This is a genomic window from Leucobacter exalbidus (assembly GCF_017834145.1).
Lineage (GTDB): Bacteria > Actinomycetota > Actinomycetes > Actinomycetales > Microbacteriaceae > Leucobacter > Leucobacter exalbidus.
The window spans coordinates 2325164-2348437 of sequence record NZ_JAFIDA010000001.1; the positions used below are offsets into that span (position 1 = coordinate 2325164).

At 66.1% G+C, this 23274-nt stretch carries 23 protein-coding genes and 1 tRNA gene; 9 read left to right on the top strand and 15 right to left on the bottom strand.

The window, feature by feature from the left end:
- Nucleotides 1–109 precede the first annotated feature (109 nt).
- Nucleotides 110–1123 (bottom strand): LLM class flavin-dependent oxidoreductase, encoded by a 1014-nt coding sequence (locus tag JOF28_RS10590; RefSeq protein WP_209705720.1) that lies wholly within the window; start codon nucleotides 1121–1123, stop codon nucleotides 110–112.
- A 99-nt stretch (nucleotides 1124–1222) separates the two neighbouring features.
- Nucleotides 1223–3007 carry an ATP-binding protein gene (locus JOF28_RS10595; RefSeq protein ID WP_209705721.1) on the bottom strand — a complete coding sequence of 595 codons (1785 nt, stop codon included), beginning with the start codon at nucleotides 3005–3007 and terminating at the stop codon, nucleotides 1223–1225.
- A gap of 289 nt (nucleotides 3008–3296) precedes the next feature.
- Here JOF28_RS10595 and JOF28_RS10600 point away from each other — a divergent pair, with 289 nt between their 5' ends.
- The 4 genes from JOF28_RS10600 (at nucleotide 3297) to JOF28_RS10615 (ending at nucleotide 6218) form a co-directional block, all read left to right on the top strand.
- Nucleotides 3297–3905, top strand: a complete 609-nt coding sequence (locus JOF28_RS10600; protein ID WP_209705722.1) for a DUF937 domain-containing protein — start codon at nucleotides 3297–3299, stop codon at nucleotides 3903–3905.
- Nucleotides 3906–4039: 134 nt separating this feature from the next.
- Nucleotides 4040–4519, top strand: coding sequence for an FAS1-like dehydratase domain-containing protein (locus JOF28_RS10605; RefSeq protein ID WP_209705723.1), 480 nt, complete (start codon nucleotides 4040–4042; stop codon nucleotides 4517–4519).
- An 11-nt stretch (nucleotides 4520–4530) separates the two neighbouring features.
- Nucleotides 4531–4965 carry a MaoC/PaaZ C-terminal domain-containing protein gene (locus JOF28_RS10610; protein WP_209705724.1) on the top strand — a complete coding sequence of 145 codons (435 nt, stop codon included), beginning with the start codon at nucleotides 4531–4533 and terminating at the stop codon, nucleotides 4963–4965.
- Nucleotides 4962–6218, top strand: a complete 1257-nt coding sequence (locus JOF28_RS10615; protein ID WP_342452149.1) for a UDP-N-acetylmuramate dehydrogenase — start codon at nucleotides 4962–4964, stop codon at nucleotides 6216–6218. The genes JOF28_RS10610 and JOF28_RS10615 overlap by 4 nt, the downstream gene beginning before the upstream one ends.
- Before the next feature lie 187 nt (nucleotides 6219–6405).
- On the opposite strand, the gene JOF28_RS10620 is transcribed toward JOF28_RS10615, so the two are convergent.
- Nucleotides 6406–7785, bottom strand: a complete 1380-nt coding sequence (locus JOF28_RS10620; RefSeq protein ID WP_209707023.1) for an O-acetylhomoserine aminocarboxypropyltransferase/cysteine synthase family protein — start codon at nucleotides 7783–7785, stop codon at nucleotides 6406–6408.
- Nucleotides 7786–7901: 116 nt separating this feature from the next.
- Nucleotides 7902–9176 carry a MalY/PatB family protein gene (locus tag JOF28_RS10625; protein ID WP_209705725.1) on the bottom strand — a complete coding sequence of 425 codons (1275 nt, stop codon included), beginning with the start codon at nucleotides 9174–9176 and terminating at the stop codon, nucleotides 7902–7904.
- 141 nt (nucleotides 9177–9317) lie between these two features.
- Here JOF28_RS10625 and JOF28_RS10630 point away from each other — a divergent pair, with 141 nt between their 5' ends.
- On the top strand, nucleotides 9318–9707 hold the full coding sequence (locus JOF28_RS10630; protein ID WP_245189935.1) for a TIGR02611 family protein: 390 nt from the start codon (nucleotides 9318–9320) through the stop codon (nucleotides 9705–9707).
- A gap of 107 nt (nucleotides 9708–9814) precedes the next feature.
- Here the strand turns inward: JOF28_RS10630 and JOF28_RS10635 are convergent, their stop codons facing one another.
- From JOF28_RS10635 to upp, 5 genes are all read right to left on the bottom strand, one after another.
- A complete protein-coding gene (locus JOF28_RS10635; RefSeq protein WP_209705726.1) occupies nucleotides 9815–10033 on the bottom strand; it encodes a helix-turn-helix domain-containing protein in 219 nt (72 codons plus the stop codon).
- Entirely contained in the window at nucleotides 10034–10675 is a 642-nt protein-coding gene (locus JOF28_RS10640; protein ID WP_209705727.1) for a hypothetical protein, read from the bottom strand.
- A gap of 182 nt (nucleotides 10676–10857) precedes the next feature.
- On the bottom strand, nucleotides 10858–11487 hold the full coding sequence (locus tag JOF28_RS10645) for a DUF4870 domain-containing protein (protein WP_209705728.1): 630 nt from the start codon (nucleotides 11485–11487) through the stop codon (nucleotides 10858–10860).
- A gap of 107 nt (nucleotides 11488–11594) precedes the next feature.
- The gene (locus JOF28_RS10650; protein ID WP_209705729.1) at nucleotides 11595–12296 is read right to left on the bottom strand and encodes a winged helix-turn-helix domain-containing protein; all 702 of its coding nucleotides are present in this window, start codon (nucleotides 12294–12296) and stop codon (nucleotides 11595–11597) included.
- Between the two features lie 412 nt (nucleotides 12297–12708).
- Nucleotides 12709–13347: a uracil phosphoribosyltransferase gene (upp, locus tag JOF28_RS10655; RefSeq protein WP_209705730.1), complete on the bottom strand. Its 639-nt coding sequence runs from the start codon at nucleotides 13345–13347 to the stop codon at nucleotides 12709–12711.
- Between the two features lie 56 nt (nucleotides 13348–13403).
- On the opposite strand from upp, the gene JOF28_RS10660 reads away from it, so the two are divergent.
- Nucleotides 13404–13838 carry a nucleoside deaminase gene (locus JOF28_RS10660; RefSeq protein WP_209707027.1) on the top strand — a complete coding sequence of 145 codons (435 nt, stop codon included), beginning with the start codon at nucleotides 13404–13406 and terminating at the stop codon, nucleotides 13836–13838.
- A 484-nt stretch (nucleotides 13839–14322) separates the two neighbouring features.
- Here JOF28_RS10660 and JOF28_RS10665 read toward each other — a convergent pair whose 3' ends face one another.
- A complete protein-coding gene (locus JOF28_RS10665; RefSeq protein WP_209705731.1) occupies nucleotides 14323–15471 on the bottom strand; it encodes an ABC transporter ATP-binding protein in 1149 nt (382 codons plus the stop codon).
- Complete coding sequence (locus JOF28_RS10670; RefSeq protein WP_209705732.1) at nucleotides 15464–16426, bottom strand: cation diffusion facilitator family transporter; 963 nt, start codon at nucleotides 16424–16426, stop codon at nucleotides 15464–15466. Before JOF28_RS10670 ends, JOF28_RS10665 begins: the two co-directional genes overlap by 8 nt.
- A 161-nt stretch (nucleotides 16427–16587) precedes the next feature.
- Between JOF28_RS10670 and proC the strand changes: the two genes are divergently transcribed.
- Nucleotides 16588–17397: a pyrroline-5-carboxylate reductase gene (proC, locus tag JOF28_RS10675; protein WP_209707030.1), complete on the top strand. Its 810-nt coding sequence runs from the start codon at nucleotides 16588–16590 to the stop codon at nucleotides 17395–17397.
- A gap of 63 nt (nucleotides 17398–17460) precedes the next feature.
- Here the strand turns inward: proC and JOF28_RS10680 are convergent.
- Together JOF28_RS10680 and JOF28_RS10685 are read right to left on the bottom strand one after the other, a co-directional pair.
- Nucleotides 17461–17531 (bottom strand) — tRNA-Gly (locus JOF28_RS10680).
- An 81-nt stretch (nucleotides 17532–17612) separates the two neighbouring features.
- On the bottom strand, nucleotides 17613–18824 hold the full coding sequence (locus tag JOF28_RS10685; RefSeq protein WP_342452150.1) for a serine hydrolase domain-containing protein: 1212 nt from the start codon (nucleotides 18822–18824) through the stop codon (nucleotides 17613–17615).
- Nucleotides 18825–19027: 203 nt separating this feature from the next.
- On the opposite strand from JOF28_RS10685, the gene JOF28_RS10690 reads away from it, so the two are divergent.
- Nucleotides 19028–20119 (top strand): biliverdin-producing heme oxygenase, encoded by a 1092-nt coding sequence (locus JOF28_RS10690; RefSeq protein ID WP_342452151.1) that lies wholly within the window; start codon nucleotides 19028–19030, stop codon nucleotides 20117–20119.
- A gap of 162 nt (nucleotides 20120–20281) precedes the next feature.
- Here JOF28_RS10690 and JOF28_RS10695 read toward each other — a convergent pair whose 3' ends face one another.
- Nucleotides 20282–21568 (bottom strand): ATP-dependent DNA helicase, encoded by a 1287-nt coding sequence (locus JOF28_RS10695; RefSeq protein ID WP_209705734.1) that lies wholly within the window; start codon nucleotides 21566–21568, stop codon nucleotides 20282–20284.
- Between the two features lie 62 nt (nucleotides 21569–21630).
- Here JOF28_RS10695 and JOF28_RS10700 point away from each other — a divergent pair, with 62 nt between their 5' ends.
- Nucleotides 21631–22470: an aldo/keto reductase gene (locus JOF28_RS10700; RefSeq protein ID WP_209705735.1), complete on the top strand. Its 840-nt coding sequence runs from the start codon at nucleotides 21631–21633 to the stop codon at nucleotides 22468–22470.
- Here the strand turns inward: JOF28_RS10700 and JOF28_RS10705 are convergent.
- Nucleotides 22467–23267 carry a hypothetical protein gene (locus tag JOF28_RS10705; protein WP_209705736.1) on the bottom strand — a complete coding sequence of 267 codons (801 nt, stop codon included), beginning with the start codon at nucleotides 23265–23267 and terminating at the stop codon, nucleotides 22467–22469. The two genes, JOF28_RS10700 and JOF28_RS10705, sit on opposite strands and share 4 nt — an antisense overlap.
- Nucleotides 23268–23274 lie beyond the last annotated feature (7 nt).

Genomic DNA, 23274 nt, shown 5'->3' on the forward strand with positions numbered 1-23274 from the left:
GCGGGGCCTGGGCACCCGGGCCGCGCTACATCGGGTATCTAATTCCTCGGCGGGTATCTTAAATACGCTAACAAGGCCCTCGCGCGTGAATAAGATACCCGCGCAGAAATTAGATACCGGCTGCGGCCGCAGCAGCCTCAGCCGCTCCCGGCGCCGCCAGTCGCACCGACTCCAGCTGCTCGGCGCGCGTGGGCGCCGCGTGCACCGTGATCAGTTCGTCGACGTCGGCGTAGCGCGCGAACGCCTCAAGCTCAGCGTGTACCCGTGCCGGGCCGCCGATCGCGGTGTGCTTCAGCATGCCGCGAATCTCGATGCCAGCCGGGGTGTCCACGAGGGTCGATGCCTCGTCGTGCGTTAGCATCTCTTCGCGGCCGCGCGACAAGAACTGTCGCACGCGGGCCACCTCGGTGCGTGTGAAGAGCGCTTCGGCTTCCTCATCGGTGGCGGCGGCCACCACGTTCACGCCAGCGCTCACATACGGTGTGGGGTGTGCCTCGCTCGGCTGGTAGTTGGCGCGGTAGTACGCTACGGCCGCCTCGAGCTGCTGGGGCGCGAAGTGCGAGGCGAACGAATACGGCATGCCCAGCTGCGCGGCGAGCGACGCCCCAAACATGCTCGACCCGAGAATCACGAGCGGCACCTTGGTGCCCCGGCCGGGGTACGCGTTCACTGCGGTGCGGGGCAGCTCATCTGACAGGTATCGCTGCAGCTCGAGCACGTCTTGGGGAAACGCGTCGGCAGCCTGCATGGTGCGGCGCAGCGCGCGGAACGTGGCGCCGTCGGTGCCGGGCGCGCGGCCGAGGCCCAGGTCGATGCGGCCGGGGTGCAGTTCGGCAAGGGTGCCGAACTGTTCAGCGATCACGAGGGGGGAGTGGTTGGGCAGCATCACGCCGCCCGAGCCGAGCCGAATGGTTGAGGTGTGGGCCGCGATGTGCGCGATGAGCACCGCGGTGGCGCTCGACGCGATGGTCGGCATGTTGTGGTGCTCGGCGTACCAAATGCGTTGGTACCCGCTCTTCTCAGCGAGCTGGGCGACCTGCACCGAGTGCGCGAACGATTCGGCGATGCTCCCTCCCGCTTCAACCGATGCCAGATCCAGAATTGAGAGGGGAGTCGATGCCATAACTCATACAACGCGCCCCGCCCCGGGATATTCCCGGGGCGGGGCGCGTGGTGCGGCGAGAAACTCGGCCGACGAACAGTGCTCGACGAACTGCAGCGGTTACGCGGCGTCGACCGCCGTTTCAGCGTCGACGATCGACAGCAGCACGTGGCCGCTCGCGACGGTCTGACCGATGGGCGCCTCGATGCCGGTGATAACACCCGCACGGTGTGCGTAGATCGACTGCTCCATCTTCATCGCCTCAAGCACGACGACGAGTTCACCCTCGACAACCTCCTGGCCCTCTGCAACCGCGAGCTTTACAACCGTGGCCTGCATGGGGGCCGCGATCGAGTTGCCGCCCGACGCGTGCACGCCGGCACCCTTGGCGCGGCGGGGTGCGGGGCCACGGGTGACCTCCTGGTCACCGAGCGGCACGAGCGTCGCCGGCATGACGACCTCAACGCGGCGGCCCTCAACCTCGACCGTGACGGTGCGACGCTTGGGATCGAGCGCGATCGGCGGTACTTCGCCCTCCCACGGCTCAATGGTGTTGTTGAACTCTGACTCGATCCACGTCGTGTAGATGCCAAACTTGCCGTCGGGGGCGGTGAACGCCTCGTCGCGCACGATGGCGCGGTGGAACGGGAGCACGGTCGGCAGACCCTGCACCTCGAACTCGTCGAGGGCGCGGCGGGCACGCTGCAGCGCTTCGTCACGGGTGGCGCCCGTGACGATCAGCTTGCCGAGCATCGAGTCGAATGAGCCCGAGATGACGTCGCCGGTTGCGACGCCGGTGTCGACGCGCACGCCGGGGCCCGACGCGGCCTTGAACAGTGCGACGGGGCCGGGGGCCGGCAGGAAGCCGTTGCCCGCGTCCTCGCCGTTGAGACGAAATTCGAACGAGTGACCGTGCGCGACGGGGTCTGCGTAGTCGAGTACGCCACCCTCGGCGATGCGAAACTGCTCGCGTACGAGGTCGATGCCCGTGATCTCTTCAGACACGGGGTGCTCGACCTGCAGGCGCGTGTTGACCTCGAGGAACGAAACGGTGCCGTCCTTTGCCACGAGAAACTCGCAGGTGCCGGCGCCCACGTAGCCGACCTCCTTCAAGATCGCCTTCGATGACGAGTACAGGCGCTCGATCTGCTCATCGGTCAAGAACGGCGCGGGGGCCTCCTCGACGAGCTTCTGGTGGCGGCGCTGCAGCGAGCAGTCACGGGTCGACACGACGACGACGTTGCCGTGCTGATCGGCGAGGCACTGGGTCTCAACGTGGCGGGGCTTCTCAAGGAACTTCTCGACGAAGCACTCGCCGCGACCGAACGCGGCCACGGCCTCGCGGGTCGCCGACTCGAACAGCTCGGCCACCTCGTCACGGTCATAGGCAACCTTCAGACCACGGCCACCGCCGCCGAAGGCAGCCTTGATGGCGATGGGCAGACCCACCTGGTCCACGAACGCGAGCACGTCTGCGGCACCCTCAACGGGGTCGCTGGTGCCGGGGGCGAGCGGGGCGCCCACCGTTTCGGCAACGTGGCGGGCTGACACCTTGTCACCCAGGCGCTCGATGGCGTCGGGGCTGGGTCCGATCCAGGTCATTCCCGCGTCGATGACGGCCTGCGCGAAGCTGGCGTTCTCGGCGAGGAAGCCGTAGCCGGGGTGCACAGCATCGGCGCCCGAGCGACGAGCGACACCGAGCAGCTTCTCAATGACCAGGTAGGTTTCGGCGCTGGTGGTACCACCGAGCGCGTACGCCTCATCTGCGAGCTGCGCGTGCATGGCGTCTCGATCTTGATCTGCGTACACCGCCACAGAGGCGATGCCACTGTCAGCGGCGGCACGGATAATGCGGACGGCGATCTCACCGCGGTTAGCGATAAGCACTTTACGAATGCGCGACATGCGCTCCAGCCTATTCCAGAGAGGGGCTCCACTCTTGGATATATCGCACAAACCTTCGGGAGAATCGTTGCCGGTGCGCACAGCGATCCCCCGCGATCCCGCTGAAATCGCGGTAAAGCGCCCAGATTGCGGGGCGAAGCAGCCGGGTCGGGCGCTCAGAAGCATCGGCGCGCGAAGAACCAAACGGGCCGCAATGGCGCGCACCGAACCTTCCAACGCCGCACCGCGACCCGATAATCTGAGGGTGTCTACGATGTTTTCGATGCACCGGCACCCGATGGAGGGCCCCATGGCTAATGAATCTGAACTCAACGCGCTGCTCAACCAGATCCCCCTGGGCGATCTCGCCGCCAAGTTTGGTGTCGATGAAGCGACCGTCAACGCCGCAGTGCGCCAGACGCTCCCCGGTCTCGTGGGCGGTATGGCCGTCAATGCGAGCGACGAGGCTGGCGCTGAGAAGCTGCAGGCCGCGGTGCAGAAGCACACGCCCGCATCGGGCAAGCTCAATCTTGCCGCGATCGACACCGAAGACGGTCAGAAGATCGTCAAGCACGTGCTCGGCGAGAAGAAGGACGACGTCGCGCTCGCCCTCGGCGCGAAGGCCGGCGACTCGGCGATCGCCGATCTTATCCCCAAGCTGCTGCCCCTGCTTGCGCCGCTCGTGATGCAGTTCTTGGCGGGCAAGATCGGCGGGGGCGCGGCAAGCGGCTCCGGATCAGCCTCCGGCGGCCTCGGCGGCGTGCTGGGCGATCTGCTCGGCGGCCTCGATAGCGGTGCGCAGGGCAAGGATTCCGAGGGCGGCCTGGGTGACTTGCTCGGCGGGCTGCTGGGCGGCGGCAATGGCAAGAGCTCGGGCGGCGGCCTTGGCGGCTTGCTCGGCGGCCTCTTCGGTAAGTAACCAAAGGCTTCAACCTGCCTCACCGGTGTCGCGGCCTTCTTCGCGGGCTACATCGCGACCAGCTTCGCGGCCCAGTTCGCGACACCGGGTGAGGCGTGGTAATGCCTCGCAGGGGCCAGATGTAAACTGGCAGCGTGGTAAATCCAGACATTCAGGGCCGGGAATACCCGCCCACGACTCCCTACCTCGTCGGCCGTGAAAAGGTGCGCGAGTTCGCTCGCGCAGTTGCGAGCGCCTCGCCGATCCATCTCGACCCCGCGGCCGCGCAGGCCGCAGGCTTCGCTGACGTTGTGGCCCCGCCCACCTTTGCTGTGGTGGTGCAAGAAGCAACGCTCGCGCAGCTCCTCGCCGACGAAGACGCTGGCGTCGACTTCACCCGCGTCGTGCACGGCGATCAGCGCTTCAGCTACACGCGCCCCATTGTCGCCGGCGACGAGCTGACGGCCACCCTCACGATCGCTGCGGTGAAGCAGCTCGGCGGGCACTCGATGGTCACCGCGTCGAGCGCGATCACCGACGCTGCCGGCGCCCACGTGGTGACGGCAATCTCGACGCTCGTGGTGCGCGGCGCAGAGCCCGAAGAATCAGCTGAGCCCGCCGCGGGCGAGAAGTAAAGGGGACTGCCATGAGCACGAACGCATTCGACTCCCTCGAAGCCGGCACCGTTGTAGCCGAGCGCGAGCTGACCCTCACCCGCGACAACCTCGTACGGTACGCGGGCGCCTCGGGCGACTTCAACCCGATCCACTACCGCGACGACGTCGCCCAGTCCGTTGGCCTGCCCGGCGTGCTCGCGCATGGCATGCTCACCATGGGTGTTGCTGGCTCGGTGGCCACCGACTGGCTGGCCGAGTTCGACCAGGCCGCCTGGGTGCAGGATTACCAGTCGCGCTTCACCCGCCCCGTGCCCGTCGACGCCGCTGAAGGCGCCGTGCTCACGATCACGGCGACCGTGGGCAAGCTCGACCCCGAGGCCCGCACCGCACGCATCGACCTGCGCGTCACCTTCAACGGTGCAACCGTGCTGGGCAAGTCGCAGCTCGTGGCGGCGTTCGCGTGACCCACGCTGACGTCGCCCCCGAGGCGCGCGCAGATCTCGACCCCGCGGTAGCGCAAGAGGTATTCGCGGCCGATGTCGCGCTCGCACAGCTCACCACCATGCGCGTGGGCGGCCACGCCGAACGCATTCTGGTGGCGCGCAGCAGCGCCGAATTGGCTGAATTCGCGCGCGAGCTGTGGGACGACGGCGAACCCTGGTTGCTGCTCGGCGGCGGCTCGAACACCGTCGTCAGCGACGACGGATTCCCCGGCACCCTCGTGCTCGTGCGCAACACCGGCATCGACGCGATCGCCGATGCGACCCTCGCCGACGGCGAAGTGCGCGTGCGCGTGCAGGCCGGCCACGACTGGGATGCGCTGGTCGCTGCAACCGTCGAACGCGGTCTCGCGGGCATCGAAGCGCTGTCGGGCATTCCCGGCCTCGCGGGCGCGGCCCCCGTGCAGAACATTGGCGCGTACGGCTGCGAGCTCGCCGACGTGCTGCACTCCATCGAGTTTCTCGAGAGCGGGCACGCTGAGCCGCGCCGCATGTCGGCGGCCGAGCTCGAGCTCGGCTACCGCGACTCGGCGATCAAACAGGGGCTCGAGGGCGTCGTGCTGTCGATCGATCTGGTGCTCACCGATCGCTCGCCGGCTCACGGCGCGCATCAGGTGGACGGGCAGGGTATCGATCCGGATCAAGCCGAAGCCACCGCCCCCGTGCGCTACGCCCAGCTTGCTCAGGCGCTCGGTGTTGAGCTTGGCGCGCATGTGCCGCTCACGCAGCTGCGCAGTGCCGTGCTCGCGCTGCGGGCGTCCAAGGGCATGGTGCTTGACGCCGCAGACCACGACACGTGGAGCTCGGGGTCGTTCTTCACCAACCCGATCGTCGCCGCAAGCTTCGCGGTCACCCTGCCCGAGAATGCACCGCGGTTTCCCGTGCAGGAGGCCGAAGTGGCTCCCACCGTCACGAGTCTCGAAGACATCGCTGCCGGGGCGCCGCTGCGCGCGTCACACGGGGCAGCTGGCACGCCGTCGCGGCAGGTCAAGCTGTCGGCCGCCTGGCTGATTGAGCACGCCGGTATTCCGCGCGGCTACCGCCTCCCGGGTTCTGGCGCGGCCATTTCGTCAAAGCACACGCTCGCGCTCACCAACCAGGGCGGCGCAAGCGCAGCTGATGTGGCCGAGCTTGCACGGTTCGTGGTGCAGCGGGTGCAGCAGGAGTTCGGTGTGATTCTTGCGCCCGAACCTCGGCTGTACGGCCTCGAGGTCTAGGCCAGACAGCGCGTTGAGGTCTAACTCTCACTGAGTGTTGAGGTCTCACCCTCACTGCGCGTCGGGCTACCTCGCGTGTAAACAACTGCGACCCGGGTGCGGTGCTGAATTTCATCAGCACCGCACCCGGATCGCAGTCGTTTCTCCCCGTGCGGGAGTGCAGCAAGGCGGGAGCGTGCTCGCGCGGTTAGCGCGCTGCGCCCACGAGGCTGCCCTCGAGCGCGGCCACCCGGTCGAGGCCGCCGCGCAGGTCAGTGATCAGATCCTTCACCGATTCGATGCCCACCGAGAGTCGCAGCAGGCCCGGCGTAATGCCCAGCTTCTCGTTGATCTCGGGGGCGAACGTGGCGTGCGTTGACGTGAGCGGATGGATCACCATCGAGCGGGTATCGCCGATGCCGGTCATGCGCGAGAACACGCGCAAGCCGTTGACGAAGGCGCGCGCGCCGTCGATACCTCCGCGCACGGTCACCCCAAAGACTGATCCGGTGCGGCCGTACCCGTCGGCGTCTGCGCCGTAGTCGCGCTTGGCGAGTTCATACAGCGGGTTTGAGGGCAGGCCGGCGTAGTCGACGAGCTCAACCTCGGGCTGATCCTCGAGCCAGCGTGCGATGGCGATCGTCGATTCAACGTGTCGTTCCATGCGCAGCGACAGCGTCTCCATGCCCTGGTGCAGCAGAAAACCGTTGAAGGGGGAGAGGGTGGGGCCGATGTCGTTGACGACGGCCTCGCGGGCAGCCTGGGCATACGCCGCGTTGCCGAAGCGGTCGAGCAGCGACCCGAGACCGGGGCGCGGGGCGCCGGTGATCAGCGGGTACGAGCGGCCGGCGCGCTCGGCGGCGGCCCAATCGAACGTGCCGCCGTCGACGATGGCGCCGCCCACTGCGGCGCCGTGCCCCGTCAAGAACTTGGTGGTGGAGTGCACCACGATCGAGGCGCCGTGCTCAAACGGGCGAATGAGCGAGGGGGTGCCGACCGTGTTGTCGACGATCACAGGCAGGTTGTAGCGGGCCGCGACCTCGGCGATGCGGCGCAGATCGGTGACGTCGCTGCGCGGGTTCGGAATCGTCTCGGTGTAGATCGCCTTCGTGTTGGGGCGAATTGCGCGCTCCCACTCGGTATCGTCATCGGCGTCCCACACATAATCAAACTCGATGCCGAAGCGCTTAAAGCTGCGGCCAAACAGAATGCGGGTGCCACCGTAGACCGAAGCGGTTGAGACGATGTGGTCGCCCTGCCCCGCGAGCGTAAACAGCGCCGACGAGATCGCGGCCTGGCCACTCGATACGGCGACGGCGGCCGTGCCGCCCTCGAGCGAGGCGAGGCGAGCCTCGGCCACCGTGTTCGTGGGGTTGCCCTGGCGCGAGTAAATGCGCTCGCCCGAGCGGCCCGCGAAGCGGTCGACCTGATCGTCGAAGTCATCAAATACGTAGCCTGCCGACACCGCGATGGAGGGTACGCGCAACCCCGAGTTGAGATCGGGGGTCTCGCCGGCGTGTACCTGACGGGTGTCGAAATCGAACCCGTCCCACTCGGTGATGGGTGCAGCTGCGGGGATCGTCGTCATCGCGTCTCTCCTGTCGGTGTCGGTATTGGCTTCGGGTGTGGTGATGGCTTCGGGGCTAGTGCGAGCGCCGGTTTCGGCGGCGGGGTTCGCCGTGAAATCGGTGGCGAGGGGCGCGGTCATGCGGGTCTCGCACCGGGCAAAATGGCGGCGATGCGGTCGACGGCCTCGATGATCGTGGCCGGCGCGCACGCAAGGTTGAGGCGCACGTGCCCGGCCCCACCCTCGCCAAACGCGGCCCCGTCGTTGAGGGCCACCTTGGCGTCGGTGAGGATACGCTCGTGCGGGTTCTCGCCAAGCCCGGCGGCACTGAAGTCGAGCCAGGCGAGGTAGCCGGCGGCGGGCCGGGTGTACCGCACGCCCGGCAGCTTCGCCTCAACGAGCTCGGCGAAGAGCGCGTCGTTGGCTTCGATTTGGGCGATGGCCCGGTCGAGCCACTCGCGCCCTTTGGCAAAGGCCGCGACGCCGGCGTGCAGGCCGAGAATACTCGCGCGCACGGGCGTCTCGGGAGGCAGCTGCAGCAGCAGCCGGTTGGCGGCCTCGTCAGCGGCGATGATCACCGAGCACTTTGCGCCGGCCAAGTTCCATCCCTTGCTCGCCGATGTCGTCGTGACCGACAGCGCCCCGGCGGCCGCCGCGATCGGCGCGAACGGAGTAAAGGTCACCCCGGCGTGCGTGAGCGGCGCGTGAATCTCATCCGAGATGACAAACACGTCGTACTGCGCCGCGAGCTGGGCGAGGCGCGTCAAATCTGCGGCCGAGTGCACGAGGCCGTGCGGATTATGCGGGTTGCACAGCACAAACGCGTCGATCCCCTGGGGGCTCGCGAATGCGCGCTCGATCGCTACGAGGTCGAGGCGGGCCTGCGGGGCGTGATCCGGATCAATGATGGTCAGCGGAATCTCAACAACCTCGAAAGGCACCTCCTCGAACATTTCGAAGAAGCTCGGATAGGTGGGGGTGGCGAGCGCCACGCGGCCACCGGCCGGGCGCCCCACCCGCAGCGACTCGACGACGCCCGTGGCGACATCGGTGGCGAGGTGCACGTACGCGCCGGGCACTTCCCAGCCCCAGCGGTCGCGCGCGAACCCCGCGAACGCGTCAGCGAGCGGGCCGGGGGAGTCGAGGTAGCCGGTGTCAGAGGCCTCGATGCGCGCTACGAGCGTGTCGCGAATCTCGGGAGCGAGCGTGAAATCCATCTCGGCGACGAACAGCGGCAGCACGTCGGCGGGGAAGCGCGTCCACTTGATGCTCGTGCGCTGGGCCCGCAGCAGCGCGGGGTCGAGCTGGGCGAACGGGATCCCTGACGGATCAACCTCGGTCAGCGCCGAAGCATCGGTGCGAACCGCACCGCTCGATGCGGGGGTATTGGGGGAACAGTCGCCAGCGCTCATGAGTACATGGTGGCGCGACTTCGCAGGTGGCGCGACTTCGCAGGTAAAGCGGCGTCATGTAACGACGTCTGGTGTAATGAAACGGGGGTTGGGCGCGAGATATGTGCCAGGATTTTCAGCGTCACCCCGTATTCTCGAAGCATGGTTGACCCCTACGCCGACGATGCTGAGCGAGCCCATCGCTTCAGTCGCAAGATCGCCAGCTTCATGGAGCGGTGGCGGGGCATGATCAGGCGGCGCCCGTGGCTCAACACGGTGTACAAGGTGTTGGTGACCACGCTGGGCGTGCTGATCGTGATCATCGGGCTGATTTTGGTGCCGCTGCCCGGGCCCGGCTGGCTGATCGTCTTCATCGGCCTCACCCTGCTGGGCACCGAGTATCACTGGGCGCGCAGGCTCTTGGGTTGGCTGCGCAAGGTGCTCGCCAGGTTTTGGGAGCGGTGGAACATGTGGCGGGCGGCGCGCAAGGAGCGCCGCGCTGAGCGAGATGCGGCGCGGGGCAAGGCGTCCGATGATCCGGATCCCAGCTAACCGCCTTCTCGCCAGCTAGCCCGGCCGCGTTTTCATGCGCCAATACCGCCAACACCGCGAACGCCGCGGTTCCCAGGTGGGGCCACGGCGTTCAGCAGCTGCAGGAGCTATGCGGTCTCGCGGGTGATGAGGTCACCGGGCTCACAATCTAGCGCCTCGCAGATTGCCTCCAATGTCGTGAAGCGCATCGCTCTGGCGTGGTTGTTTTTGAGCAGTGACAGGTTGACGGTGGAGACCCCCACCATGCGAGAGAGCTCGGCGAGCGTCAGCCCTCGAGCCTCAAGGAGTTCGGCGAGGCGAATCTTGATGCGGGTGGGCTCTGCCATTTAAACCACCCCAAAAGCGTCTTCGGCGAGCTTGCCGGTGCCCCGCAGCGACCAGCCAAAGATTGCGATGGCGAGGCCGATGATCACCGGAATGAAATTCACGCCCGATACGAACCCGGGTTCCATCCACGACCCGGTGCTGCCCCGCAGCGCTGTCGCCAGCGATTCAGCTGCCGTGGTGGCCAGGTTCTGTGAGATGAATGATGCGATCGCGGTGGTGGCGCCGATGATGATAACGCTGAATGAGAGTGCGGCCCACGACAGTCGACCGCGGAAGAACGCGACGGCGCTCCATGCCACGAGCGCACACGTGGTGAGGGCAATCACCGCGGTGATCACTGAAGCGGTCGTGAAGCTTGCGAGCAGTTCGGGGGCAACGTCTGCAGCGCCGACGGTTGCCGAGCCACTGTGGGCAAACTCCACGCCAGGGTTCCAGCCCGCCATGAGCGACTGGAGGTCTTCGTCTTGGAGGGGGATCTCGGCTGCGAAGGTCTGGCCGGTGTTGAAGCCCAGCAGGGAGATTGCGGTTGCGGCGGATTGCACAAGGTGCCAAGCGGCCGCGATAACCGCGATCAAGGCGACCGTGATGGTGGCACGGTGGCGCGAAACAATAACTGGACCATTATGTTTATCGTTGTGCATGGCATGACGATAAACGTTATGTTTAGGGTGTGTCAAATCGCGTATGGGCGAGCGCTACCACGAGGCTGGGCGCCGCCAACGAGGTGTGCTGCGGCTCGCGCGCAGACAAAACACAGACAAAAAACGCTGGGCCGGGAAGCTGATTTGCTTCCCGGCCCAGCGTTCTTCGTACTGGTATCGCGCTACTTGATGAGCGGGATGTTGAAGATAAACGGGGGCTTCTGGCCGCGGCGGTAAGCCTCGGGGGTCTTCGCGGCTGCCATGATGTGGAACACGAACAGCACCACTGAACCGATCCACAAGAGCACAACAAACAGCCATCCGATTGCGGGGATGGCGCCCAAGATGTAGCTCGCGATGACTACGCCGGTGCGCAGCAGCGAAAAGTTGAGGTTCTCGCGGTGGTAGTCGAGCGCCTGGCGGTTGCCCTTGTCTTTTTCGATGAGGAAGAAGATCAGGGCGGGGATCCAGGTAAAGAACACCGACAGCCAGTAGTTCAGCGTGATGTTGCTGAGCGGGTCGGCCGTGGGCTGCTGGGCGTACGGCTGCTGGTATCCGCCGGGTGGCACCTGGCCGCCGCCGGGCTGCTGGTACTGGGGCTGCTGGGGTGCGGCCGGCTGCTGGTACTGCGGCGCCGGGGGAGCCTGCGGTGCTTGCGGGGCCTGGGGCGCGGCGGGCTGCGGCGCCTGCTGCGGGGGCAGCGGAGCCTGCGGGGGAACGGCGACCTGAGGCGCCTCGGGCACCACGGGATCATTCGTGGGCTGGCCGCCAGGAACCTGCGGCTCGGATCCCTCGGGGGGAAGCGTAGTCATGTCGATCTCCTTACTTGAGGGTAAGTCAGTGCATTAGACGTTACCGCAGGCGCCGCGCGAACGAAAGGAACGCACGGCCCAAGTGAGATGAAAAGAGGTGGCCGGGCCTAGAACAGGTCGGGGCTGGGGGCCGAGGTCTGCAGCACCTGTACGTCGGCGTGGCGGTCAAACCGGTAGCCGGTGCCGCGCACGGTGCGCACGATGTCTTGGTACTGCGCGAGCTTCACGCGCAGGCGACGAATGTGTACGTCGATGGTGCGCTCGCTGGGAATCTCTTCGCCCTGAGCGTCAGCCCACAGGCCGGTGATGAGCTCTTCGCGGCTGATCGTGCGGCCCTCGCGCAGTACGAGGTACTGCAGCAGTTCGAACTCACGGAAGGTGAGGGCGGCGGCAACGTTGTCGAGCAGCACGCGCTTGCGTGACAGGTCGAGGATGACGCCGCTTTCGACGCGATCTTCGGCCGAGTGTGCCTGTTGCTTCTGGCGGGCGTGCGCTGCCGGGTCGCCGAGTGCGAGGCGTACGACGTCGACGTCGCGGCCGCCGGTGCCCTCGGGGGCAAGCGCCACTGCGGCGTACGTGTCGGCGGCGGGCGCCAGCTGTGCGACGAGCTGCTTGATCTGTGCCACGACCGCGCCGAGCTTGGGGTCGGTCTCTGACAGCTTGGCCTCGGCGAGGCCGACGTAGATGGCGAAGCCGCGTACCTCGGTGCCCTCGGGCACGTTGCGTTCGGGTGCCGGAATGTGAGCGATCTTCGCCGAGAGGTCAGGGCGAGCGATGGTCTGCGTGGTGGGCTGAGTGATGGTAGCCATGATGATGTCCTTGGTGCTGCGTTGCGCCGGTGGGGCGGGTATCCGAAATACTGTGAGTGAGCAGGTGCTCAGAAACTCACAACCGCACAAACCTTTGGTTTGCGCGAATGAAACGAAACTGCCTAAATTACTGGTTCGTTACATGCACATTCGGCATCGCATGTCACTCTGGCCGGGCATCATCATGCCAGCGTCCCCAAAATTCACCTCGAAGGTGGACAGGGTGAGAGTGATGTTCTGCATGTTGCTTAGTAAATCAAAGTGTTGCGCCCGATGTCAAGCACTTGGGTGAACTCTGTAACATTCGGGGAGATCGCAGGGCGACTTCATGGGTGAAACGCCTGGTGGCCCCCTGCAAATGCAGGGGGCCACCAGAGCAACAGACTTTCGCTCAGAAAGTCACACGGCGTAACTATTCGCCGGCGGTGCCGTACAGGCGGTCGCCTGCGTCGCCCAAACCGGGCACGATGTATGCCTTGTCGTTGAGCCCCTCGTCGAGTGCGCCGAGCACGAGCGTGACCTTGCGGTCGCCCGCGGCCTCGCGAATCGTCTCGATGCCCTCGGGAGTGCCAAGCACGCAGATCGCCGTGACGTCATCGGCGCCGCGGTCGAACAAGAACTTGATAGCGCCAGCGAGTGAACCGCCGGTCGCGAGCATCGGGTCGAGCACGAAGCACTGGCGGCCTGCCAGCGAATCGGGCAGACGCTCTGCATAGGTCGTGGGGAGGAGGGTCTCCTCGTCGCGCGCCATACCGAGGAAACCGACCTCGGCAGTGGGAACGAGCTTCACCATGCCCTCGAGCATGCCGAGGCCTGCGCGCAGAATAGGGACGATCAAGGGCAGCGGCTGAGTCAGTCGCACGCCCATGGTCTTGGTGACAGGGGTTTCAATTTCATAGGGTTCGACGCGTACTTCACGGGTCGCCTCGTAGGCGAGCAGTGTCATAAGCTCCTCGGTCAGGAGCCTGAACGTCGGCTGCGGCGTATTCTTGTCGCGCAGCACGGTCAGCTTGTGGGTGATGAGCGGATGGTCCGCCACGAAAACTCGCATGCGCATATTCTATTCCTGTGACCTTGATCCCTCCATCAGCTTTTGAAATTACCGCCATGGGCTATGCGCTCGATGCTGCCCGCGAAGCCGCAGCGGCTGGCGAAGTGCCCATCGGGGCGGTGCTGTTGGGCCCTGATCTTGAGGTGTTGGGGACGGGGCGAAACACGCGCGAAGCGGTGCCGGATCCCACGGGCCACGCCGAAGTACTCGCTATTCGGGCGGCCTGCGCCAGCCTGGGTGACCGCATCCTTGAGGGGTGCACCCTGGTGGTCACGCTCGAGCCGTGCGTGATGTGCGCCGGCGTCATTCTCGCCGCCCGGGTACCGACGGTCATCTTTGGGGCGTGGGATGAGAAGGCCGGCGCCGCTGGCAGCGTGTATGACCTGCTGCGTGACGGGCGTCTGCCCCACCCGGTTCCGCAGGTGGTGGTGGGGGTGCGCGAAGACGAGTGCGCCGCGCTGCTTGAGGAATTCTTCGCGCGCATGCGCTGAGCGCGGGCTCCCGCTCCGACTTCCACGGCCTTGTTCAGCCTTCCTCAGCCTGGCTCTGACACCCACAACCTGGTTCAGGCATCCACAACCTGATTCAGCCATCCACGGCCTGGTCCATGTGCTCACGCTGCCCCCGCCACCGCCCGCTGTCTGGCCCGCAGCTCGTTAGGTGGCCACAAATCGTTGTAAACGGCCTCCATTGCAGCGATTTGTGGCCACCTAAGGGATGGGTCCAAGCTGCAGAGAGTTTTATTGGGATTGGGATTGGGTTTGGGTTTGGGTTTGGGTTTGGGCTTGGCTTGGTGTCAGATGCACGCCACCCCGCTGCTCGCCCGCCGCCCGACCCGCAGGTCGTTTGGTGGCCTCGTCTCGGGGTACCTTAGCTCGCAGTACCCCGAGACGAGGCCACCAAACGGAGCCACCCTGGAGATTTGTGCCCCTGACGCGGGCGTCGAGTGTAGTTATGCGCAGGCGGTGAGCGTGGTTACGCGCGTGCGGTGACGGTGACCGGGGTACGCACGAAACTCACGCGCACCGCGTCACCCGGCCGAAACTCGTGCGCGGCATCGTGCTGCGAGGCGAGCTCGGTGCCATCACTGAGGCGCACGACGGTACGCCGCACCGACCCTAGAAACCCGCTCGACACCACGGTCGCGCTAATTGATCCGGTGCTTGCGGCGGCCCCAGCATCAGCGCCAGACCCCGCTCCAGCACCAGCAGCAGCGCCAGCAAGACCCGCGGCCGAGGGCGCAGCCGCGGGGCTGAGCAGCACGTGCTCGGGGCGCACGAACGCGGTGACGCGTGCGTCACGCGGCACCGCTTCGGTGATGAGCGCCGGCAGCCGGGCGCCGTGCAGCTCCACCTCATCGCCCGCAAGCGTCGCCGCGATGCGGTTCGACAGCCCCACAAAATCGGCGACAAAGGGTGACGCCGGGCGCCGGTACAGCTCCTCGGGGGTGCCGAGCTGGGCGATCTGGCCCCGCTCCATCACCGCGACGCGATCTGAGATCGCCAGCGCCTCGGCCTGATCGTGGGTCACGAACACGGTGGTGATGCCGAGCTCGGTCTGAATCGCACGAATCTGATCGCGCAGCCGCACGCGCACCTTCGCATCGAGCGCCGAAAGCGGCTCATCGAGCAGCAGCGCGCGGGGCCTCGTGACGAGCGCGCGTGCGAGCGCGACCCGCTGCTGCTGGCCCCCCGACAGCTCGTGGGGGTATCGCTCAGCGAGATCGGCGAGGCCGACAAGGTCGAGCATCTCAGTCACGCGGCGGGCCCGCTCAGCCCGGGGCACCTTGCGCATTGACAGCCCAAACGCGACATTGTGGGCCACCGTGCGGTGAGGAAACAGGGAGTACTGCTGAAACACCATGCCAATGTCGCGCTGGTGCACGGGCACGCCCGTGACATCTTCGCCGCCGATCAGCACGCGGCCACCCGAGACCGTTTCGAGCCCGGCGATGCACCGCAGCGCCGTCGTTTTACCGCAGCCCGAGGGCCCCAGCAGGCTCACCAGCTCACCGGGGCGCAGCGCAAGATCAACCCCGTGCAGCACCGTGGTCTCACCGTATGACTTGGTGACCTGGCGTAGCTCGATGGCTGATCCGGCGGCAGAGATTGGCGCGTTAGTCACTCGACAGCATGACGATCGAGCTCGTCGACGGCGTATCTGCGTTGGGATCGAGATAGATATCGGGCTCGATGTAGATCACACTGGCCGCGGGCACCGCCTCGCGCACCCGGCGCTCGGCCAGGTTAATGATGACCGACACCTCATGCATCGTCGCCGACGGGGCAATATCAACCTTCGCACCCACCATGAACTCATCCGGGTTCACGTACAGCGTCTTCATGTGGATGACTCGCCGCACATCCTTCGAGTGCAGCAGCGCGGCCTCGATCTTGGCGGCGTCCTCGACGCTTGCGCCCTCGCCCACGAGCAGGCTCTTCACTTCGAGGCCCACGACGAACGCGACGATCACGAGCAGCACGCCAATGGCGACGGTCGCGATGCCATCAAAGATGGCGTTGCCGGTGAGCACGGTGAGGCCCACACCGAAGAACGCGAGCACCAAGCCCAGCAGGGCAGCGAAATCCTCGAGCAGTACTACGGGCAGCTCAGGAGCCTTCGACTCGCGAATGAACTGGCGCCAGCTGCGCGAGCCCTTCAACGGCCGGCTCTCGCGCATCGCGGTGCGCAGCGACAGGCTCTCGAGCACGATCGCGATGGCCAGCACAGCGAGCGGCAGCCACCACATCTCGAGTGGGTGGGGCTCACGAATCTTCGAGATACCCTCGTATACCGAGAACACGCCACCGACCGAGAACAACACGATCGCCACGACGAACGCATACACGTACCGCACGCGGCCGTAGCCAAACGGGTGGGACGCGTCGGGAGCCTTTGCCGCACGCTTGCCACCGAGCAACAGCAGTAGCTGGTTGCCCGAATCGGCGAGTGAGTGCACGCCCTCGGCGAGCATGGATGAAGACCCCGATAGTGCCCACGCAATAAACTTCGTGACTGCGATCCCGAGGTTCGCGAGTAACGCCGCGATGATTGCTTTACTGCCGCCCGACGCGCTCATGTTCAGATGCTCCCTTGAATACTGCTTCAGTGTCGCTATTCTATGACCCTCAGGCACGCGAACCCGGAATGTGCGCATGCGCGCGGCGTCCACCCGAAGTTCTTAGACTGGGGGGCGTGACCGAATCAATTGAGCAAGAGTTTCAGCTGCCCCGCACCGCCATGATCGGCGTCGGCTCGATGGGAGGTGCGATTCTCTCGGGCCTCACGGCCCCTGGGATCCGGATCGCGCTGCCCATTACCGTCACCACCCAATCGGCGGTGAGCGCCCAGGCGCGCGCCGTCGACGGGAGCGTTATTGCGCTCGCCGCAGAGACCGACCCGGCCGCAAACCGGGCCGCCGTGCGCGGGGCGGGGCTTGTGATCCTCGGCGTGAAGCCGTGGCTGATCCACGACGTCGTGCGCGATATCGCCGGTGACCTTGCGCCCGGCACGGTGCTCGTGAGCGTCGCCGCTGGTGTGACGAGCGCAAGCATCGAAGCACTGCTGCCCGCGGGCATCGCGGTGGTGCGGGCCATGCCCAACACCCCTTCGCACCTCGGCCTGGGCATGACGGGCATCGCGGGCGGCGCAACCGCGAGCGCCGCCGATATCGCGCTTGCACACGCCCTGTTCAGCACCGTGGGCGAGGTGCTCGAGGTGACCGAATCACAGATTAACGACATCGCAGCCGTCTCTGGATCGGGCCCCGCCTACCTGTTCCTGTACGCCGAGCACATGATCGATGCGGCGGTGCGCCGTGGCTTCACCGAAGACCAGGCGCGCCTGTTGGTGCAGCAGACGCTGCTGGGATCGGCGACCCTGCTCGCGCGCAGCGACGACGCCCCCGCGCAGCTGCGCCGCAATGTGACGAGCCCCAAGGGCACCACCGAGCGCGCCATCGAGGTGCTGCAGGGTGATGACTGGGGGCCGCTGTTTGACCGCGCGCTCGCCGCCAACGTGCAGCGCTCAGAGGAGCTCGAGGGCGCGTAGCGCGCCGCGTATCTCGCACAAACAAGAAAACCCCCGCGGTGTGCGGGGGTTTTCTTTTTTCAGAGGGACCGACGGGAATCGAACCCGCATTCTCAGCTTGGGAAGCTGATGTCTTACCACTAGACGACGATCCCGAACTCGGGGGTGACGCCCTCGCCGCACCAACTATAGCAGTTTGGCGAGGGCTCCCGTGCACACCCGAATTGTGGGCCGTGTTACTGGCAGATCGCGGCTTTGCTCAGCGCTTTGGTCTGGTCTTCGACACTCCAGGGCAGCTCGGGGCCGAAGCCCTCTTCAGCCGAGATGGCGGCGAGTTCAAACGCGAGGCGCTTCACGAACTTGCTGCCGGCCGAGGAGTTATTCAACGCCACGACGACCGAGTAACCGGTGGTCGGGTCGGTGTAGGCGGCCGTGAGTGTGCCCGTGATACGCCCGGCGCGGCCGTACAGGGGACCGCTCTTCTCGGCGCCGAACGCCCACTGGAGGCCCTCGGTGTCGGGCTCAGTCTTCGGCTGGCCCTCGGCGTCACGCTTGGGGTTCTTGACGGGAATCGTGTCGGTGACGAGCGACGAGTATGAGCTGCCACCGAAGGTGCCGCCCGTGAAGTGCTCGTAGAAGTTCTTCAGGTCGGTGACCGTGGTGACCGTGGCGCCTGCGCCCGAGAGCATCGAGGGCGAAACATCGGGCACCGCGACGGGCTCAACGTCGCACTGCACCTTGCCCTTGCGGTTTGCGGGGTAGGTGAGGCCCGACAGCGTCGAACCTGAGATGGTGGTCGAGCCCAGGTCGGGGTAATAGGTCGACCCCATGCCGGCCTTCGAGAACACGTGAGACTGCAGCATCTCTGAGGGTTCCTGGCTCATCTTGACCTTGAGCACGCGCTCGAGCAGTACCAGGTTGGTGTCTGAAATGTTCACGTTCAGGCCAGGCCACTTCAGCGGCGAGTGGGCGAAGCCCTGCGCGAGAAGCTCTTGCCCCGGCCAGAAGCGGGCCGGGTTGTTTGTGAAGAGGGTGGAGTACCCGTCCTTGAAATCAGCGAGCCCCGAGCGCATGTCGCACAGCTGGCGGTACGTGATGCCCTCGATGCCCGACTGACGCGTCAGATCCTTCGAGATCTCGCGGTCGAGCTCGATGCTGCCCGCCTCGGCGAGATCCAGCAGCAGTGCACACATGACCGGGCCCGTCGCTTGGGCGCCCCGAATCTTGGTGTTGGCATTGACGCCGTCACCGTAGCCACGCACATACTCGGCGTCACCGGTGCCCCAAACGCCCACCACGGCTTCGGTTGAACCGCTCTGCGCCATCGCCGAGGCGATGGCCTCGTCGATGCGGGTCGCCGCGCCATCTGACACGGTCGACACGTCAGACGCTGAGGGAACGGTGGGATCGCCAGAGCAGCCACTGAGCAACAGCGCTGCTGACGCCACGAGTGCAACCGCTGCAAAACGGCCTCGATGTGCAAGGTTCGAAATCAAACTCGTCCGCCAATCAACGCTTCGAATCCACGTCAGGTGAATAAAGACAAAACAACGGAATTCTACTGGTTGGGGCTGGGAGTCGCGGGCTCACGCGCCCGGGTTTGAATTCACGACGTGGTTTCTTCCGCAGTGAGCGGCCTAGAATAAGGGACGTGACGAACTTTGCTGAAGACGTAATCGCCGGGGTAACCGGCCACATGAATGGTGACCATGGGGAGGACAACCTGCTGATCGCTCGGGCGTTCGGCTACCCCGAAGCGTCTGAGAGCACGATGGTGGGCGTCACTGGAGACGCTGGCATCTGGCGTGTAATCGATGCTGCGGGTGAACACGAGCTGTCTGTGCCGTGGCCTGCGGCGCCGATCTCAGAGCGTGCCGAGATTCGCCGGGAGGTCGTGCTGGTGTACCGCGCTGCCTGTAAGGCGCTCGGTATTGACGCCCGCGAAGAGCACCAGGCTGAGCCCGCGGGGCACGGCGAGCACGGGGGCCACGCCCACGGCGGCAACCCGCACGCTGCCCACGGTGGTAACCCGCATGCAGCTCACGGCGGTAACCCGCACGCGGCCGCAGAATACGCCGATGGCGGGAAGCCGTTCTCGGTTGTTGTACGTGAAAGCTCATGGGGCGACCACTCGAGCAGCGAGGGCGCCACGTTCATGGAAGACATCATGCGCGGCAAGGCCACCAAGCAGGACTACATCGACCTGTCGGTGCAGCACTACTTCATGTACCTCGCTCTCGAAGAAGCCACCGCGCAGCACGCCGGCAACGCCACGCTCGCGCCGTTCCACCGCGCAGAGCTCGAGCGTATCGCGGCTCTCGAAGCCGACCTGGCCTTCTTGATTGGCGCTGACTGGGCCGACCAGATCGCGGCAGTTCCCGCAACTGATGCCTACGCCGCACGCATTCGTGAGGTGTCGGCTGAGGGCTGGATCCCCGGTCTCATCGCGCACCACTACACCCGCTACTTGGGTGACCTGTCGGGCGGTCAGATGATCGCTCGTCGCGTCGCGAAGCAGCACGGTCTTGAGGGTGACGGCCTGTCGTTCTACGATTTCACGGCGCTGGGCTCGCTCGACGAGTTCAAGGCCGGCTACCGTGGCGCCCTTGATGCTCTCGGTGTCACGCTGAACGAAGCTGAGCAGCAGCGCATGCTCGCCGAGGTGGGCGCGGCCTACGGTTTCAACACCGCCGTGTTCGTTGACCTGGGCAAGGCAAAGCTCGAAGCGGCAGCCGCAGCCTAACTGCCCTCGCTCTGGTCACCGCGACCGGGATATACATCAGCCGGGCACTTACCTCTTTGAGGTGAGTGCCCGGCTGATGTGTTGGTGCGGCACCTGTGTGGCCGGGCGGGACGCCCGGGATCCGGAGCATGGTGATTGACCACTCTGGCGCCCGCAGCGCCGTTACGCGGAGGCGGCCTGGCCCACGCCGCGCTCCTGCATGAAGCGCACCACGTTGGGATCGACGATGACATCGCGTGGCTGCAGTGGGCGTGCCAGATACAGGCCCTCGAGCGAGCGCACGCGGCTGAGCGCCACGTAGGTTTGGCCAGCGCTGAACGCGCGCGGGCCGAGATCGACGTTCGCGGCATCGTAGGTGTGACCCTGCGACTTGTGCACGGTCACCGCCCACGCAAGGCGCAGCGGAAACTGCTCAAACTCGGCCACAACCTCTTTCTCAAGCTTCTTGGTGTCGGCGTCGTAGCGGTACCTGAAGCGCTCCCACACCGTGGGCTCGACCTCGAACTCCTCGTTGTTCACCTCGACCCATACGGTGCCCTTTACCTGGGACACCACGCCAATCGTGCCGTTCACCCACCGGCCGTCGGGGTCATTGCGCAAAAACATCACCTGGGCGCCGGGCTTCAGCTCGAGCACCTCGTCTGCGGGGTAGGTGTTTTCCTTGAAGTCGCCCGTCACCTCGGCGACGGCTTTCAGGCCCGATCCGCGAATCTCAGCGAGCCTGGCCGCGTTGATGCGGTTCACGGTCGCGTTGGTGGTGGCGAGGGTGATGACATCGCGCGGTGCGGGCCGGGCACCAGCAGCATTGAGCTCGCCAGCCTGATCGGCGTCGACGACGCCGTGGCGCACCGCACCCAAGATCTGCTTAAAGCGGTTATCGCTTTGCCTGTGTACCTCGGTGAGCTCAATCGCCGCGAGGTCGGCCTGCTGCCACACCTTCGCGTCAAAGAACCACAGCGACCGATAGGTGTCGTGGAAGTACGCGCGCTCGTGCGGGTCACGCGGCGGCACCGGTGGCAGCTGGAAGGGATCACCAAACATGATGATCTGCACGCCACCGAACGGGTCAAGCTTCTTACCGCGAGCCTGACGCAACGACCGGTCAATCGCATCCATCAAATCGGCCGACACCATCGAGATCTCATCGATCACGAGGGTGTCGATCGCGGCGAGCATCTTCTTCAGCTCAGCCGGCTGATCGAGGTCGTGATCGGCGATGATGCCGGTCGGCAACCGCAACAGCGAGTGGATGGTCTGGCCGCCCACATTCAGCGCAGCGACGCCCGTGGGGGCACACACCGCAATCGTCTTGCTGGTGTTCCACGCGAGGTGGTTCAGAATCGTCGACTTACCGGTGCCAGCGCGCCCCGTCACAAAAACATGTTCGCGGGTGTGCTCCAGGCGTTCGTAAACGTCGAGCTGTTCGGGGGAAAGGGGAGGGCGGGCCACCTCACCAGGGTACCGCCCAGCGCCCTAGCCGCGGCGCAGCACCGCTCACTAGAGTGGCAACCATGGAATCCGCACTGTCGCACGCTCCCACGATCACTCTGTCGGGCGGGGCCGAAATGCCCGCCCTCGCCTTGGGCACCTGGCCCATGAACGACGCCGAAACAGCCGACGCGGTCGCGTCGGCGCTCGCCGCAGGCTACCGCCACATCGACACCGCCGAGAACTACCAGAACGAACGCGGTGTGGGTGAGGGGCTGCGGCGCAGCGGGGTGCCACGCGAAGACGTGTTCATCACCACGAAGTTCAACCGCGAATGGCACAGCGTCGCAGGGGCGCAGCAGGCATTTGAAAACTCGGCCGAGCGGCTGGGGGTCGACACCATTGACCTGCTGCTGGTGCACTGGCCAAACCCCGATCAGGGTCGCTACGTCGACGCGGTGCGGGGGTTGGCGCAGCTGCGCGACGCCGGCAAGATTCGGGCCTACGGGGTGTCAAACTTTCTGCCCGAGCACCTCGAAGCCGTGTTTGCCGCGGGGCTTACGCCCGAGGTGAACCAGATTCAGCTTGACCCCGCGCACGTGTGGCCCGCAGAGCAGCAGCTGCACCGCGAGCACGGCATCGTCACTATTGCGTACAGCCCGCTGGGCCGTGGCGGCGATTTTCTCGACTCCGACCCAGTGCAGCACGCGGCCGCCGCACACCGTAAAACGCCCAGCCAGATCGTGCTGCGCTGGCATGTGCAGCAGGGCAACGCGGCCGCGCCCAAGTCGGGAAACCCCGCGCGTCAGCGCGAGAACCTCGACATTTTCGACTTCGCGTTGAGCGACGCCGAGATGGCCGCGATCACCGCGCTCGACACGGGCGAGCCCGGCCGGCACTCCTCGCGCGACTTCGGCCACTAAGCGGTTGCGGTGTCGCCCGCGTCGAGCGTGAAGAGTGTGCCGGGCGCCGCGCGTAACGCTCGCTCGAGCGTCGCTGCATCAATCAGCGAGCGGTCGGCGAGCACCCGTAGCGCCGCGTCACGGTCGGCAAGCACCTGTGCGAGTGCGGCCCGCGGAATCTGAGCCACCGCCGACCGTGACTCCTGCGCGGTGCCGGGCACTGGGCGTGCTTCCTCGGGCGGGTGGTGCCGGGCCCGGATCGCGACAGCGACCGCGAGCGTGCAGCCGAACAGCAGCGCTAGCCAAACAGGTACGTAGGCGAGGTTAGGCAGTTCATGCGCATCGCGCGTTGCTACCCGGGGCATGCTGATCAGCGCGAAGCCAGCAAACAGCGCCGATACAACACCGAGCCCGCACAGCACGCCAGACCAGTACGCACCTGACCGCAGCCAGGCGATAAGTACGGCTACTAGGGTGACCGCGCTCAGCACAAAAGCCCAGGATGCCACGGGCACGGATACGCTTGCGGGCACCCGGTCGATGAGAAAAGACTCGGCTCCGATGACGCTCACCGCGGCGATGGGGGCGACCGCGCCCAGCGCGCACAGGGCCATCACGAGGCCGGTGATGAGGCGGGGCCCTGATCCGGGGCGAGATCGCCGAAGAATGCCAGCGATCGCGGCACCATCCTCACCAAACGTGGGGACCGCGCTGGGGTGCGCCTGAAACGCGACTGCCTCGAGCATGCCGAGCCGCGGGCGCGTGGCGGCGGAATGCGCGGCTGCCCATGATCGCGCGTCGGGGTGAGCGAGTGCCATGATCGCG

What these genes read in the sequence shown, in the direction of transcription:
- JOF28_RS10590 (WP_209705720.1), bottom strand. Translation starts at nt 1,123, where the DNA reads ATGGCATCGACTCCCCTCTCAATTCTGGATCTGGCATCGGTTGAAGCG.
- JOF28_RS10625 (WP_209705725.1), bottom strand. Translation starts at nt 9,176, where the DNA reads ATGAGCGCTGGCGACTGTTCCCCCAATACCCCCGCATCGAGCGGTGCG.
- proC (WP_209707030.1), top strand. Translation starts at nt 16,588, where the DNA reads ATGATCGGCGTCGGCTCGATGGGAGGTGCGATTCTCTCGGGCCTCACG.
- upp (WP_209705730.1), bottom strand. Translation starts at nt 13,347, where the DNA reads ATGCGAGTTTTCGTGGCGGACCATCCGCTCATCACCCACAAGCTGACC.
- JOF28_RS10595 (WP_209705721.1), bottom strand. Translation starts at nt 3,007, where the DNA reads ATGTCGCGCATTCGTAAAGTGCTTATCGCTAACCGCGGTGAGATCGCC.
- JOF28_RS10700 (WP_209705735.1), top strand. Translation starts at nt 21,631, where the DNA reads ATGGAATCCGCACTGTCGCACGCTCCCACGATCACTCTGTCGGGCGGG.
- JOF28_RS10650 (WP_209705729.1), bottom strand. Translation starts at nt 12,296, where the DNA reads ATGGCTACCATCACTCAGCCCACCACGCAGACCATCGCTCGCCCTGAC.
- JOF28_RS10670 (WP_209705732.1), bottom strand. Translation starts at nt 16,426, where the DNA reads ATGAGCGCGTCGGGCGGCAGTAAAGCAATCATCGCGGCGTTACTCGCG.
- JOF28_RS10640 (WP_209705727.1), bottom strand. Translation starts at nt 10,675, where the DNA reads ATGCACAACGATAAACATAATGGTCCAGTTATTGTTTCGCGCCACCGT.
- JOF28_RS10610 (WP_209705724.1), top strand. Translation starts at nt 4,531, where the DNA reads ATGAGCACGAACGCATTCGACTCCCTCGAAGCCGGCACCGTTGTAGCC.
- JOF28_RS10645 (WP_209705728.1), bottom strand. Translation starts at nt 11,487, where the DNA reads ATGACTACGCTTCCCCCCGAGGGATCCGAGCCGCAGGTTCCTGGCGGC.
- JOF28_RS10705 (WP_209705736.1), bottom strand. Translation starts at nt 23,267, where the DNA reads ATGGCACTCGCTCACCCCGACGCGCGATCATGGGCAGCCGCGCATTCC.
- JOF28_RS10630 (WP_245189935.1), top strand. Translation starts at nt 9,318, where the DNA reads ATGGTTGACCCCTACGCCGACGATGCTGAGCGAGCCCATCGCTTCAGT.
- JOF28_RS10620 (WP_209707023.1), bottom strand. Translation starts at nt 7,785, where the DNA reads ATGACGACGATCCCCGCAGCTGCACCCATCACCGAGTGGGACGGGTTC.
- JOF28_RS10660 (WP_209707027.1), top strand. Translation starts at nt 13,404, where the DNA reads ATGGGCTATGCGCTCGATGCTGCCCGCGAAGCCGCAGCGGCTGGCGAA.
- JOF28_RS10635 (WP_209705726.1), bottom strand. Translation starts at nt 10,033, where the DNA reads ATGGCAGAGCCCACCCGCATCAAGATTCGCCTCGCCGAACTCCTTGAG.
- JOF28_RS10600 (WP_209705722.1), top strand. Translation starts at nt 3,297, where the DNA reads ATGGCTAATGAATCTGAACTCAACGCGCTGCTCAACCAGATCCCCCTG.